At 58.0% G+C, this 13,778-nt stretch carries 12 protein-coding genes and 2 pseudogenes; 2 read left to right on the forward strand and 12 right to left on the reverse strand.

The genetic code is table 11. The features are described from left to right. Positions 1-191 precede the first annotated feature (191 nt). The 10 genes and pseudogenes from ACTGJ9_RS39215 to ACTGJ9_RS39260 all read right to left on the reverse strand — a co-directional run. Positions 192-658, reverse strand: a pseudogene (locus ACTGJ9_RS39215) (M16 family metallopeptidase); the annotation flags it as partial. A 466-nt stretch (positions 659-1,124) separates the two neighbouring features. Continuing rightward, on the reverse strand, positions 1,125-1,409 hold the full coding sequence (gene fdxB / locus ACTGJ9_RS39220; protein ID WP_456675365.1) for a ferredoxin III, nif-specific: 285 nt from the start codon (positions 1,407-1,409) through the stop codon (positions 1,125-1,127). 14 nt (positions 1,410-1,423) lie between these two features. Further along, on the reverse strand, positions 1,424-1,624 hold the full coding sequence (locus ACTGJ9_RS39225; protein WP_456675366.1) for a CCE_0567 family metalloprotein: 201 nt from the start codon (positions 1,622-1,624) through the stop codon (positions 1,424-1,426). Between the two features lie 7 nt (positions 1,625-1,631). Next, a complete protein-coding gene (locus tag ACTGJ9_RS39230) occupies positions 1,632-2,102 on the reverse strand; it encodes a NifX-associated nitrogen fixation protein (protein WP_456675367.1) in 471 nt (156 codons plus the stop codon). A gap of 10 nt (positions 2,103-2,112) precedes the next feature. Continuing rightward, entirely contained in the window at positions 2,113-2,508 is a 396-nt protein-coding gene (nifX, locus tag ACTGJ9_RS39235; protein ID WP_456675368.1) for a nitrogen fixation protein NifX, read from the reverse strand. A 21-nt stretch (positions 2,509-2,529) separates the two neighbouring features. Continuing rightward, positions 2,530-3,912 carry a nitrogenase iron-molybdenum cofactor biosynthesis protein NifN gene (gene nifN, locus ACTGJ9_RS39240; protein ID WP_456675369.1) on the reverse strand — a complete coding sequence of 461 codons (1,383 nt, stop codon included), beginning with the start codon at positions 3,910-3,912 and terminating at the stop codon, positions 2,530-2,532. A 9-nt stretch (positions 3,913-3,921) separates the two neighbouring features. Further along, positions 3,922-5,565, reverse strand: coding sequence for a nitrogenase iron-molybdenum cofactor biosynthesis protein NifE (nifE, locus tag ACTGJ9_RS39245; RefSeq protein WP_456675370.1), 1,644 nt, complete (start codon positions 5,563-5,565; stop codon positions 3,922-3,924). A 114-nt stretch (positions 5,566-5,679) separates the two neighbouring features. Next, positions 5,680-7,239 (reverse strand): nitrogenase molybdenum-iron protein subunit beta, encoded by a 1,560-nt coding sequence (nifK, locus tag ACTGJ9_RS39250; protein WP_456678766.1) that lies wholly within the window; start codon positions 7,237-7,239, stop codon positions 5,680-5,682. A gap of 81 nt (positions 7,240-7,320) precedes the next feature. Next, on the reverse strand, positions 7,321-8,823 hold the full coding sequence (gene nifD / locus ACTGJ9_RS39255; RefSeq protein WP_456678767.1) for a nitrogenase molybdenum-iron protein alpha chain: 1,503 nt from the start codon (positions 8,821-8,823) through the stop codon (positions 7,321-7,323). 510 nt (positions 8,824-9,333) lie between these two features. Then, positions 9,334-9,711, reverse strand: coding sequence for a hypothetical protein (locus ACTGJ9_RS39260; RefSeq protein WP_456675371.1), 378 nt, complete (start codon positions 9,709-9,711; stop codon positions 9,334-9,336). 90 nt (positions 9,712-9,801) lie between these two features. Here ACTGJ9_RS39260 and ACTGJ9_RS39265 point away from each other — a divergent pair, with 90 nt between their 5' ends. Beyond that, the gene (locus tag ACTGJ9_RS39265; RefSeq protein ID WP_456675372.1) at positions 9,802-9,993 is read left to right on the forward strand and encodes a hypothetical protein; all 192 of its coding nucleotides are present in this window, start codon (positions 9,802-9,804) and stop codon (positions 9,991-9,993) included. 296 nt (positions 9,994-10,289) lie between these two features. On the opposite strand, the gene ACTGJ9_RS39270 is transcribed toward ACTGJ9_RS39265, so the two are convergent. Together ACTGJ9_RS39270 and ACTGJ9_RS39275 are read right to left on the reverse strand one after the other, a co-directional pair. Then, positions 10,290-10,601 carry a helix-turn-helix domain-containing protein gene (locus ACTGJ9_RS39270; RefSeq protein WP_456675373.1) on the reverse strand — a complete coding sequence of 104 codons (312 nt, stop codon included), beginning with the start codon at positions 10,599-10,601 and terminating at the stop codon, positions 10,290-10,292. Positions 10,602-10,894: 293 nt separating this feature from the next. After that, the gene (locus ACTGJ9_RS39275) at positions 10,895-11,188 is read right to left on the reverse strand and encodes a hypothetical protein (RefSeq protein ID WP_456675374.1); all 294 of its coding nucleotides are present in this window, start codon (positions 11,186-11,188) and stop codon (positions 10,895-10,897) included. A gap of 2,020 nt (positions 11,189-13,208) precedes the next feature. Between ACTGJ9_RS39275 and ACTGJ9_RS39280 the strand changes: the two are divergent. Beyond that, positions 13,209-13,703, forward strand: a pseudogene (locus ACTGJ9_RS39280) (cytochrome-c peroxidase); the annotation flags it as partial. Positions 13,704-13,778 lie beyond the last annotated feature (75 nt).

Below are 13,778 nucleotides of genomic sequence, written 5' to 3' on the forward strand. Positions count from 1 at the left end.
ATGCGTTAAATAGCGGGACGCCGGATGAGGTTCCGGAATCCGTTTCCGAGCCCAAGTTGCGGAAGCCAAGATAAATTTACAGACACGGAAACCCTCAGCCTGTTTTCAACGTTGCGGCCGGAATTGGTCGAGCAGGTCCGCCCGAGCCAGCGTCAGCTCTACGCACTTCTTCCAATAGGTCGCACGGTTATACTCGGCGCGTAGAAGCGGCGGTAGAAGGCCAGCGCGTCCTCGCGATTGAGCTTTTCGATCTCCTGGTGCCAGCCGATGACGGGTCGGCCGTAGGGATGGTTGAGATAAGTGCGGCCATGATCTGCTCGATCAACCGTGCATCCGGATTGTTGGCGACCCACATCTTGAATTCTTCCAGCACGACGTCGCGTTCAGGCCGCACGTTCTCGTCCTTCAGGATCAGGCCGGTCATGCGATCGGCTTCGAACTCCATCATCCGCGCGAGCTGCTCGCGCGGCACGCGCTGGAAATAGGCGGTGTAATCGAGGGAGGTGAAGGCGTTCTCGTTGCCGCCGATCCGCCGCACGGTCTGCGAGACTTCGCCGGCCGGATGTTTGGCCGTTCCCTTGAACATCAGGTATTCGAGGAAATGCGCCAGTCCCGATTTGCCCGACTTCTCGTCGGCGGAGCCGACCTTGTAGTGGACGCAGAGCGCCGAAACCTTCTTAGGTGCGTATGCCCGCGCGAATATAGCGAGTTCTCGCCTGAACACCTCATCGCTAAAGAGCACTGTCGTCGATTACACCGAGGGGTGGCTGGCCCGTAAGGTCCGGTTGACTGCGTCCATCGGCAGGCTGAGGAGCGATGCGGAGAGAAGCTTGACCTCATGGGATTTCCGTACCAGTCGGCGGGCGAAATGCCGCAAGAGCTGTCCTAGCTCATCAGCTGCTTTCGCCGGCGGGCGACTGCAGTCCGCGTGAGCGCGTCGAGCGCGCTCGTCTTGCGATATCTCCCCATACCCATGGAACGGACGATCGGCCAGTTGGCCCATGCAAGGTCACGCCCGACTCGGCAACTGCCGGCTTCACGCGAGTAGGATAGGTTGGATGTTGGCGTTCCCTACCAGCTTGTATCTGACCACTGACTCGTCCACATCGTGGAAGAAAGCTAAGTCAAGCAGGTGGTGTGTGGGTCTGACAGTTTGTTGGACACACCCGGGCGCAGGCGCTGCAGCCGATGCAAGCGCCTTCGTCATTCAGCACCATCACTCTTTTTTCGAGCTCATCGTCGTCCTCATCGAGATCGATGATTTCGCCACCCTCACTTAGCCCCTTCAGCGTCATGACCTCGCGGCCGCAAACCTTATAGCAGCGACCGCAGCCGATGCACTTCTTGGGATCGATAGAAACCAGGTAGTCCGGCCTCCAATTGCGACCGTCGCGGGTCCTGAATGACATTGGCTTAGGGTCCGTTATGCTTTTTCAAGCGCCTGGAGGCATTGGCGCTTGCTTTCGAGCTCGCTGAAGGCAGCGTGGGCCTTCTGGGCCACGCTGAGGATCGAGGACCAGTTGACCGGCAGCTCCTCGGAGAGGTCGTGGAGGTCCATCTTGGCTTGGGTCGCCTTGGCCGACAGCTTTTTTATTTCCGCTTTCAGGCCTTCAACATCGTTCATGCTCGCCTCAATAATTCGCCACTTCCGGGAACTTACGGATCATCTCAACACCACTGTTGACGAATTTGTCGCCCTCATCGGCGAGACCAGAGAGATGATCGAAACCAAAGCGATGCACGTCGCGCAGCTGCTTGCTCACCACAACGAGCCGGCCTCCGATCAGCACGATCCGACCGAACCCTTCCTGATGCATCTTCAGCATTGGCGAGATCATTACGCCGGTCGCCTTCTCGATCGAGAGCGCAACGGCGTCAAAAAACAGCTCTAGCCGCCATGTCGTGTCGGCGTCGGGATTGCCGACGATCGGCAGCGCACGGCGCTTGCGCTTATCGAGAACGTAGGGTTCGAGCAGCTCGAGATCCTTCTTGCCCTCCCAGGCGCCGTGGGTGCCCTGGGCTCGCCAGATCTTGATGAGCTCTTTCAGAAATGGCCGCTCCGCCGCCGCGGCGGCTGGAGTGATTTCGGACGGATCTGGCATCCTCGTTCCTTCAGGTTTCGAAATCCACTGTACGTTCCGGGTTTTTGGCGAGCAGCTTCCGCAGCCAGGGCGGCGGCGAGCCCTTCAGCACGGTTTCGAGTTTGACGCAAAGGTCGTCGATGGGCTCTGGTTGCAGCACCTTCATCGGATGGATCTTGCTCGCGACGACTCGCGCAGCACCCGAGCCGCCGATGGCCGCAACATAGAGGATTGCGCAGTCCCTGATCGCCTCGATCTTGGGCTCGAGCTTATCCTCATTGCCGTCTTCGGTGAGGTCGCCGCCGAACTGGATCGCCTCAATAAACCGATGCCCCTCCGGGCCGACCTCGTAGATCGCGATGTTCTTGGCCCAGCCGAAGTGCGCATCGACATGCTTCAAGTCCTGAGTGGCGAATGCTACTTTCATCCGTGTTGTTTTCTCTCCTGCTCAATGCAACCGAGGCGGATCGACCTGCAGGTCGGTGTTGGTGGATCGCCAGGTGTCAGGCGTCGGCCGATGGTTGATTTCGCGGTCGGTGATGATGAGATTGGCGATGTCAAAGATCAGGTCGCGCGTGCCGCGATAGCCGACCGTTGTGAGGTGCGCAGCGCCAAGGCGATCGAACATCGGAAAGCCCACCCGGAAGAACGGAACATTGAGCCGTGAAGCGGCCTGGCGACCATGTGAATGCGACATCAAGAGGTCGCAGTCACGCGACCTGGCAAGCTCTTCAAGATCCTCCAGATCGCCGATCAAAACGTCCTCTATCCTGACCCGTTGGAGCACCGGTGAGTTCGTCGTCGTCACCGCAGCAGTGACCTGCGCTCCCATGTCGTGGAGCAAGCTTGAAAGATCGAACAACAGGTCCGGTTCGGCGCCGATCGCGAGCTTGCGGCCACCGATATGGAAATGTGCATCCAACATAGCGTCTGCCAGCTGTCCACGCTGCCGGCGATATTTCGAGGGCACCGACCGGCCGCTGATCTGGCTCAGGAACGCGATGAATTCGTCGTTTGGGATAAGGCCACAGAGCCGCTCGAACAGACGGAATGGCGTGCCTGTCCGCGCCTGCATGGTCTCGGCCGCACGGCGCATTTGCGCGCCGATCGCGATCGTCCAAGCCGCCTGCCCCATGGTCGCGATCTCGTCCACTCCAATGCCCCCGATCGTGGTCGGCGTGAATTCTTCGGGGATGTGGCCGTCCAGCGAACCGGCAAGGTCCGGCAAGAAGGAGGGCTTGAGCCCAAAATCCTCACAGATCGTGCGAAGCTCGTCGAGATCGCCGGGCGTGAGGTGACAACCAGGTAGCACGTTAACGCGGGAGGCATCGCGCGGTCTCGCTGCGTCGACGGGAGCCACAATCACCTCGATCATCCGCGCCACTGTCTTGCCCCAGCCATCCTGAAAGGCATCCTTGAAATCCGGTGTCGAGACGTAGACAAGGGAAAGCTTTTCGAGCTGCGGATGCTTCTGTCGGATCAACCGGATGAAGGCCTCGACGTCATCGCCGTTGGTCTCGGTGACGCCAGTCGAATTGATACCAATGATCTCGGGCTCGACGCGATTGTAGATGTTGAGGATCGCCTGTTCGAGATTCTCGTGGCCGCCGAGCACGGTGGCAACCTCGCTCATGGCAGTTGTCTGCATCGGCACGGCTTCGTTGAAATGGCGCACGAACAGTGTCAGCCCGAAGGAGGCGCAACCTTGCGGGCCGTGCAAAAGCGGCATCGCGCCGCGCAAGCCCATGAAGGCAAATGATCCGCCGATCGGCTGGCTCATCTTGAGCGGATTGACCGAACAGGCTTTCTTCGAGACAGTAACGATCGCCATGTCGTTCCCCTACTCCGCCGCCTGCAGCGCCGAGGGCCTGAGATCGGAACGAATGTCCTTACAAGCAACGCACCGTGCGCTGGAATTGGTGCACGGCTTGGCGGGCTCGGCGAGGTTCTGGCCATGCGCCGCAATCGCGCTCTCACCATGGCCGACCTCACTTTGATTGGAGAAACTTATCGTCTTGACGCCGTTCGTGTTCGCGTCCGGAACTGGATCCGCCGCTTGCGCCTGCATCTGCGCAACCGTCTTTGCCTGAAGCTTCCGGTCGAACTCATCCCATGGCGCGGCTTCGCGGAGCTGATCCCATACCGGATTGTAGAGCGCTTTCTCGATCTCCTCCATAAGCTTGACAATCCCGACATAGCCCATATAGGCGTGGCAGCGCTCCTGGTTGATATCGAGCCATGGCATCGCCGCCTTTAGTGCGACGAATTGCGACTTGCCGCCGGAGAGCATGATGTCGGCTTTTGCGTCCTTGAGCATCTTGTAGATCTCGCGAGGCGACATGTCCTCGATCATATGGGCATGCTGGCCCATTAATTCCTTGATACGTTCCTTGTCCTTCGTGGTCGATTTCTTCACGGACGTGCCGACGATCTCGAGCCCGGCCTCCTGCAAGGCGGCCACCATCGACCAGGACTTCACGCCGCCGGTGATGAGAACAACCCTCTTGGCGGCAAAGCGCGGCTTGAAACGTTCAATCGCAGCCCAGGCTTTGGTCTCTTCGCGTGCGATCAGAGCTTGCGTGCGTTCCATCAGCTCAGCCGGCGCGCCACGTTCGATCAGCATGCGCGCGATCTGGCGCAGTGAATTGCTGGAATCCTCAATACCGTAGAACGAGCCTTCAAAAAACGGGATGCCGTAGCGCTGCCTCATCTTGCGTGCGACGTTGATCATTGCCTTTGAGCAGACCATCATCGCGGCTCTGGCTCGGTGCGAATAAGCGACCTCGCGGTACTTGCCATCCCCCGAGATGCACGACAGGATCCGAATTCCGAGCTCATCGAGCAGCGGCTTGACCTGCCAGAGCTCACCGGACAGGTTGTATTCGCCGATGATGTTGATGTCATACGGAGTGGTGCAATCGGGCTCTCCGGTACCGATGACGTGTTCCAGCAGCGCTTCGCCCGCGAGCTTGTTACCAAGGTTCTTCGACCCCACAAATCCCGGTGCATTGATGGGGATGACCGGTTTGCCGAATTTGGCGGAGGCCGCCTTGCAGACCATGTCGATGTCGTCACCGATCATTGCGGGCACGCATGTCTGGTAGACGAAGATGGCCTGCGGGTCGTATTTCTCTGTGATCTCCTTGACTGCCCTGTACAGCCGCTTCTCGCCGCCGAACACGACGTCGGTCTCGCTCATATCAGTGGTGAAGCTTCTGCGCCACAGATCGGAGCCGGAGGAGGCGGAACCGCGATTGTCCCAGGAATTGCCGTCACAGGCGATTGGACCATGCACAAGATGGGCGACATCGGTGAAGGGCTGCAATGCGATTTTGGCGCCATCGAAGGCACACCCGCCGGCGGCGCCGCCCGGCTTCAGCTGCTTGGTGCATCCATTCTTGCGCTCGACGTTCGACTTGCTCGCGTTCCTGGCGCAGCCCGGTTCGTTAAAGACGTCCTGTATGGTCGTGGGAAGCGAAGTCATGGCGTCTCTTTCGGGAATGTCAAGACACACAGACCAAAAGCATGGCCGGCGGATAACCTGTGATCCCCGCCACAGCGCCGCTGTTCCTGCGGACGATGAGGCGGGGCGCTCGCCTTAGCGTATGATGTCGAAGCTGTAGTCTGTCTTGCCAACCGAGCTGGTTTTTCGATCGATCTCATCAAAGATCTTGTCGAGAATCTTGACCAGCACATTCATGCTCCCCTGATAGCCCCACACTGGATAACGATGGTGATGATGGCGATCGAAGATGGGAAAGCCGATGCGGATTAGCGGCGTTCCGGTGTCACGCTCGAGATACTTGCCGTAGGTGTTACCGATCAGCAAATCGACCGGCTCTGTGAACAGGAGCGAACGCATGTGCCAGAGATCCTTGCCTGGGAAGGCGCGGCAATTTTTACCGAACGGCGAGCTCGCGAACAGCGCCTGCATTTTCTGCTCCCAGGCCTTACTCGCGTTCGTCGACAGCACGTGTGTCGGCTCCGCGCCGAGCTCCAGCAGGAATGCGGCCACGCCATAGCAGAGGTCTGGATCGCCGTAGATCGCGAACTTCTTGCCGTGGATATGCGCGCTAGAGTCAGCCATTGCGTCTACCAGACGCCCGCGCTCCTGCTCCAGCGCATTTGGAATTGCCTTGTTGGTGATACGCGACAGCGTCATCAGGAACTCGTCCGTGGCGCTGACGCCCAGCGGGTGATTGAAAGCGACGACCTCCTGATCGTGTCCCTTGATGAAGGACAACGTCTTTTCCGTGCAATATTGCTGCATGGAAATGGTTGCCTTCGCGTGGACTGCGTTCGCGGCATCCTTTAGCGTGGTGCCCCCATCATACATGCGGAACTCGCCGTCGGTGGGAGTATCGAACACGTCACTGTTATCCGCGAGGATCGTGTATCCGATCCCCATCAGCTCGAAGATGCGCTTTATCTCACGGATGTTTCCGACAGTGTAGCCGTCGAAGCCACCGATGAAGTTGATCGTGTTGTTCGCTTTGCGCTCGAGTTTTGGCGCCGTGCCGGCTTTGCCATCCCAGAAATGCTCGAGGATGCCCTTGAGCGTATTGTCGTAGCCAGTGACGTGGCTGCCTACGAATGCAGGAGTGTGAGCGAATGGTACGTCGTAGTCCGCGGGGACCGAACCTTTTTCCTTTGATGTTTTGATGAAGGCATTGAGGTCGTCGCCGATGACTTCCGCCATGCAGGTCGTGGCGACCGCGATCATCTTCGGCTTGTACATGTTATAGCTGTTGGCAAGCCCGTCGGTAAGATTGTTAAGCCCCCCGAACACCGCCGCGTCTTCCGTCATGGACGAGGAGACGCACGAGGTCGGCTCCTTGAAGTGCCGTGACAGATGGCTGCGATAATACGCGACGCAGCCCTGTGAGCCGTGGACAAACGGCAGTGTACGCTCGAACCCGAGCGCGGCGAACACCGCACCCAGCGGCTGGCAGGCCTTCGCCGGATTAACGGTTAGCGCCTCGCGAGCGAAGTTCTTCTCGCGGTACTCGGACGTCTTGGACCATTCTTTGATGCGATCGACATCGGCGGGATCATGCGGATTCTCAAATAGCGCCTTCTTATTGGCCAGCATCTGCTGGTATTCGTCTCCCTGGAAAAGCTCAGAGTGGTCGAGTATGTGTTCGGCATTCTGTGTCATCATGGCACTCGTTAGGTTCTTGTGTTCGTTCTCCTGCCCCTCCCCTCCTTTGCGGAAGAAACGGCCCGGGCGTCGGCTTTCCTATTCCGCTGCCATGAGGCTCGGCTGCGGAGCGTCCTTCCAAGGTGCCGTGGTCTTCCCCCAGATCGGGGAGTTGATCGCCATGTCCATGTCGCGGGCGAAGATCGCGAAGCCGTCATAGCCGTGGTAAGGACCCGAGTAGTCCCAGGAATGCATTTGGCGAAACGGCACGCCCATTTTTTGGAAGACGTATTTTTCCTTGATACCGGAGCCGACCAGGTCTGGCCGGATCTTTTCGACGAAGCGCTCGAATTCGTAGCCGGTGACATCGTCGTAGATCAGCGTGCCATCTTTGACGTAGTGCTGAGCGGTGCGCTGGTAGTCATCGTTATGCCCGAACTCATAGCCCGTGCCGACAACATCCATGCCGAGGTCCTCATAGGCGCCGATGACGTGGCGGGGCCGTAAGCCGCCGACGAACAGCATTACCGTCTTGCCTTCGAGCCGCGGCCGGTATTTCGCAGTCACCGCGTCGACAAGCGGCTGATATTTCGCGATGACGCGCTCGGCGCCTTCCTTGATCTTATCATCGAAGAAGCTTGCAATTTTGCGCAGCGACTCCCCGATTTTGGAAGGGCCGAAGAAGTTATACTCGCACCAGGGAATGCCGAATTTTTCCTCCATGTGCCGTGAGATGTAGTTCATCGAGCGATAGCAATGCAATATGTTGAGCTTCGCCTTCGGCGTCGCCTCCAATTCAGCGAGAGATCCATCCCCGGACCACTGGGCGATGACGCGCAGGCCCATTTCTTCGAGCAGGATTCGTGACGACCAGGCGTCGCCGCCGATGTTATAGTCGCCGATGATCGCAACATCATATGGCGTCGGCTCGAATTTGGAGCTGCTCTCTGGGGCGCTCTTGTCAAAGATCCAATCCCGAACGGCGTCGTTCGCGATGTGGTGGCCGAGCGATTGTGACACCCCGCGAAAACCCTCGCACCGCACAGGCACGATCGTTTTACCGCCATATTCCTTTGATTTTTCTCGGGAGACCGCCTCGATATCGTCGCCGATCAAACCGATCGGACATTCGGATTGAATGGTGATGCCCCTGTTGAGAGGAAATAGCTCCTGGAGCTCGTCGATGAGTTTGGTGACCTTTTTATCGCCGCCGAACACGATATCCTTTTCCTGGAAATCCGAGGTGAACTGCAGTGTCACGAACGTGTCGATGCCGGTCGTGCCAACGTAGTAATTGCGCCGCGAGCCCCATGAGTACTGACCACAGCCGACCGGTCCATGGCTGATGTGGATCATGTCCTTGATGGGTCCCCAGACCACGCCCTTGGAGCCCGCGTAGGCGCAGCCACGGATGGTCATCACGCCCGGAATGGACTTGATGTTCGATTTGACGCCACAATCCGACTTCCCCGCCTCGTGAACACTGAGATGCTTGGCGCGCCTTTTCGCGGTCTTCTCCGGGTAGACCTTCAACACCTCATCGATTAGCTGTTTGTTGTGCGCCTTGATCTCTGCAACGCCTTGGGTACTTGCTCGGCTCATACACATTTCCTTTTCGATTGTCGTCTCAATAAGAAGCGACGCTTTTGCGGTAGACCGACGGATTTCCGATCCGGCGCTCAGGTGTAAAGCGCGCAATCTGCGTGGGCTACCGATCGCAAGTTCGCGGCGTTTTGGATCATGCCGCAGCCGTCGTTCACGACCTTGTAGCTCATCTCGGCTGAGCGCTTAGAAGCGCCATGTTTGACGCTGTTGATCGATGACCAAGACGCGTATCGGTGAAGTCATACCTGCTCTCCAGCGGTTGGTCATATCGGCTTCTTTACTCACTCGCGTGCGATCACGAGGCATGTCCCTGTGCATGGCGATGCAAAGGAATTAACAGCCGCCTCTTGCGCAGGAGTCTGCAACGAGTGTGCCAGCGCCGATCGAATACAAAAAGCAACGTCTGTAGAGCTAGATAGCAGGCAGGTTGCGGATTGTTATAAACCTGACCCTGTCTGGCAGCGACAAGGGTAGCCTCTAACGCCCTGTCTGAAACAAAACAATCGGTTACGCTCTCCGCGAAATCGACGCTGCTAAAGATCGCTTACTCGCCGCATTGAAGGTCGAGTCAGGAGCGAAGAATGTATCGCCAAGGAGACAATCACTCACCTTGAACATCACCGAGCACCGGCATTTCGGGATCGGACTCATCGCTGGCATCGTCGCGCTTTCCGCTTTTATGAGCATGTCCGTCGGGATGCGTGGAATGATCCCACTCGCCGCGGCGTACCTTCTGCCAACCATCATCGCCTTCTGGTTCGGGATCACTACGCCTGGGTGTTGGCCATCCTGAACGTCGTCTTTGGCTTCACCGTGCTCGGCAGGTTTGAGTACTTCCTGTGGCGCTGATTGGTGCTCGAAAATCCGCATTGGACGTAACAGCATTCGGCACTCGGCCTGGCGACGACTCCAGCCGCGGATCCCGCTCTAACGATGTCCGATTGCGATCTCCGGCCCGGAAGGAAGATGCCCGCCTTGCGAGCCGAGATCTTCTCCTTCCAGAGAGAGAGAGAGAGAGAGAGAGAGAGAGAGAGAGAGAGAGAGAGAGAGAGAGAGAGAGAGAGAGAGAGAGAGAGAGAGAGAGAGAGAGAGAGAGAGAGGGAGGGAGGCCCGCTGGAATCAGCCGAATCGATCAAGCTGCCTCGTGCGCCTTCCTCGCTTCTGTAGCGACGAGTTGGCTGCACTCAGCCGCCAGTCGGTTCACGACCTCGCGTTCGACCTGCTCACCACCCCTTTGGAGCTCCGCGCGCTCCTGCTGGAGAGCGCTTCGGTGACCCGGACGACCTCCACGTCCTTGCTCGCCAGTTGTTCCTGGAAACAGTGGCGGATCTCTGCGCGAAGAGCGGCGGCGAGGGATTCAGTCAGCGAATCTCATGATTGCGGATCGGGCACTGCACGGTGGGTTCATGAGCGCTTTGGCCGCCATCGGGTTAGATGTCATGAACCCTCCATTTCGGTAGCTCTTAGGCCCGAATAAACGTGATCCGGCCCGCTTCGCCACGCTTCCGACGTGGCTTTACCTTTATTTCCACGTCCTGATCGAACGCCGTCAGCATGCGCAGCAGCTTTTCGACCGAAACCAACCTGAACTGCCCCCGAAGCAGCTTGGACAGGTTGGGCTGCTTCACGCCGACCAGCTTTGCGGCTTCGGTCTGAGTGATCTCCCGCTCCGCCATCAACCACTTCAGTTGTTCAATGAGGGCTGCCTTGAGTTGGTGCTCGTCGGCGTTCGGCAGCCCGTTTGCCGGCAGCTTCTTCTTCTTCGTGCTCATCATCGGGCTGCGCGTTTTATTCCGTGTTGATAGCTTCGGTGTCGCGCAGGCGCTGCCATGCGAGGCCAGTTCGTCCCTGAATGCGGATCGGCGGCCAAAAGAGCTGCTGATCGGACCGGGTGAAGGTCAATTTGAACGCTCTACCGCGCTCGAGTGCCTTCGGAGTTTTGGCTTAACCTGATGCCCGTCTTGGAGGACGGCATATATACGCCCGGGAGCACATATGTGTGTGCCTAAGAGTATGGACAGATTTTTCGTGTGCCCGCGCGCCTGCGGAATTCAGCGTAAGACACGCGTCACTTCCATAGAAGAGATTCTGGCCAATCTGTGAATTCCAACTCGAAGCTACGTAGGCCAGTGGGTTTTGTCGTGAATTTAAGGGTCTTCCCTGAAAGGTCGGCCAATGAACCAGATGCGAACTTGAAAACTGTCGTGCCCGAAGTTGCGACCGCAATGCCTTGCTCGCCTTCCATGCTAGAGAAGCCGGTCGCCTCGGAGAGTTGCCCAATTGCAACTCCCTCCAGCGCGTGGTGAAATTCCATTGAGGCCAAGTATGTCCTTTTGTCAGCAGCCCACTCGCTGACCGACACTGCTGTGATCCCCGCGTCGGTCAAGAGACCACCTGCGATCCGGCAGCCATATTGAACGGTGAGAATGACCCGCTCATCCCGAACTCCGGCCGGCTCTCGATCGGCGGCAGTGATCGTGCACGCGTACCGCCTTGTGTCCGCAACCGCCCCCATGCTTAGCCCGATCCACTCAAGAGCGGAACATAGTACAAAAGCGAGAGCGGGTCTTGTCATTCGGCTGCACCTGGTCTGGAATATCGTTCGCCTGCTCTGTACAATCTGACGCTACGGGCGATTCAAGCTTCTTCGATCGCTCTGCCGGCTCAACCTTACTCACCGTGACCGCGGTGTCGCAGAAGCGAGGCGAGCGGTATCCCCGGCGGTGGCCCTGGATGGGAGCCCGAACGATTTCATTATCGGCGCGAAGCGGGCCAGCACGTCGCGTGAACCAAGGCTATGGGCGGAGCTTTTCAGGTCGGCGGCGGGCCATGAGGGGCGCGACGGCCCGCGGCACCGGAGCGCTACGTTCCTGACCCAGGCGCAGGCGTTCTGTGAGCGGACGCTATTTACCGCGGGATGCTCCCGCGGCACAGGTCCCGAAATTTTGCTTCACAATCTCAATGTAAAGGAAACGTCGCCGATACGAGCCGTTCAAAGGCAGACTGCCGCTCAAGCAGACGCTCTTCGAGCATCTTACGCTCGAGATCATCTAGCTCGCTTTGAAGCCTTCTGCGACAACGCCAAATGTCATTCCGTACGTATCTGATCTCATTCAAGCGATCGTCAATCGAAGCCATCACGGATACCGTATCCCAACTTGAACCAGCCATGGACAAGTGCTCAATCACGTCCTTCCTCCCTAAGACGCCGATAGATCTCAGGACTTGGGCCATCTGCGGACATGATGTCACGATCTCCTCCCAGCATCTCCTCTTGTATCGGCGTCTTTCAACGCAAGAGCCCGAAGTAGCGGTTGCTCCTGCAGAAGTTCAGCTTTATTTGCCATCAACGCGCAGGATTTCAAAAGCTGCCACCAGCCCGTAAGTGGGCCTAATGGCTATCTAATTCCAACCAACACCCGGCCGGATCAGGAGTCAGGCCGGCCACTTAAGCTGGTGTTGAATGGGAGTACCAGCAATCGGACGGTCGTAGCGTCAAGCTCTGGGCAACCGCGTCTTTCAGATTTGAGATCGGCAATTGCCATGCCAGCGAACCTCAGGTGGGATTGAACACAAGCCATGTTCGGGCCCGGAGGCTTCTCTGTTACATACGAGCCGGGCTTCGCGGCGGCGGCGCGCCAGAGCGGCCCGGGTATGAGTCGGAGAGGCTTCAGCCGGCAGGGCTCGGCGAAATCGTGAACTATGCGCACCGCCGGGCGCCTCGGCTCAGCGTCTCGTCACAGCTGCGTAGATCTTGTTACCGCCGTTCCCGCGTGCGGCCGGCAAGCTGGCAAGCGACTCTCGTCACAAAAGTCTCTGTGCGAACATGTCTAGCCGGGACTGGCGCTTGTGGCATCTGTGACACTGAATGTAGTGATCAAACCAAGACATCCGACCTGGTTTGTTCGCCCGGAGTCGTTCCACAACTAAATCAGCCGCTTGCATGTCAGACACAACTGGCATCGCAGTTGCTATTGTCCAGTCACACCATGAGCGCCGAGCGCGGCCAGCGGTGTAAGATGGAAACATCACTTTGCGGGAGCGTATTGGCCACCCCAATCGCTCGATGGAGCATCGATGCCACCAGACAGCTTACTCCTTACGGCACAATTGTTGTTGTCGGATTGACCATCACGCCGAACGTTGAGGCGCTAGTCTGATCGACCAACAGGAAGGCCGTGATTTAAGCTCAAAGCGCACTCGCGATCACATAAGCTCCTCAAGCCCTCTGCGTGAACGCGGGCGGCGAGCACCTCGAAATCGCACATTTTGATGCAGCCTCGCTTGAGGATCCGGTGCATGCTGCGCCGGACCGTTGAGGAACGCGTGGCATCGCATTCGACTGTTTCCTTGTTTAACAATCAGAACTTATGAGGCGGTGTATGAACAAATCAATCCCGGAGCTTCGGCTTGTCACTGAAGCATCTATTTTGGTTATTGCGCTGCTGATGTCGTCAGGAGCTAACGCCGATGATGATCTGATGAGAAACGCCAAGCAGATCTTCCATCCAATCCCCTCCGTCATTCCTGCAGTAAAAGACAATCCAGTCACGCATGGAAAGGTCGAGCTTGGCAAGATGCTGTTCTTCGATCCGCGGCTATCGGCGAGCGGGATCATTAGCTGCAATACGTGCCACAATCTCGGCACCGGCGGAGTCGATGCCGGTCCGACCTCCGTTGGTCACGGCTGGAAGGTCGGCCTACGTCGGGCCCCAACCGTCTACAACGCAGTGTTCAATGCGGCGCAATTCTGGGACGGACGCGCCGCGGACCTCAAGGCGCAAGCCACCGGCCCTGTGCAGGCGAGTGCCGAAATGAATGCGACTCCGGATCATGTGCTCGGCATCTTGAACTCAATGCCCAACTATGTCGTCTTATCGTAAGGGCGGTAAAATAGATTGTTGTGATGGGACGCATCCACGCGATGGATAAATGCAAAGATAGGGCCGTGG

Origin of the sequence: Bradyrhizobium sp. RDM12 (assembly GCF_051917485.1) — a bacterium.
Lineage (GTDB): Bacteria > Pseudomonadota > Alphaproteobacteria > Rhizobiales > Xanthobacteraceae > Bradyrhizobium.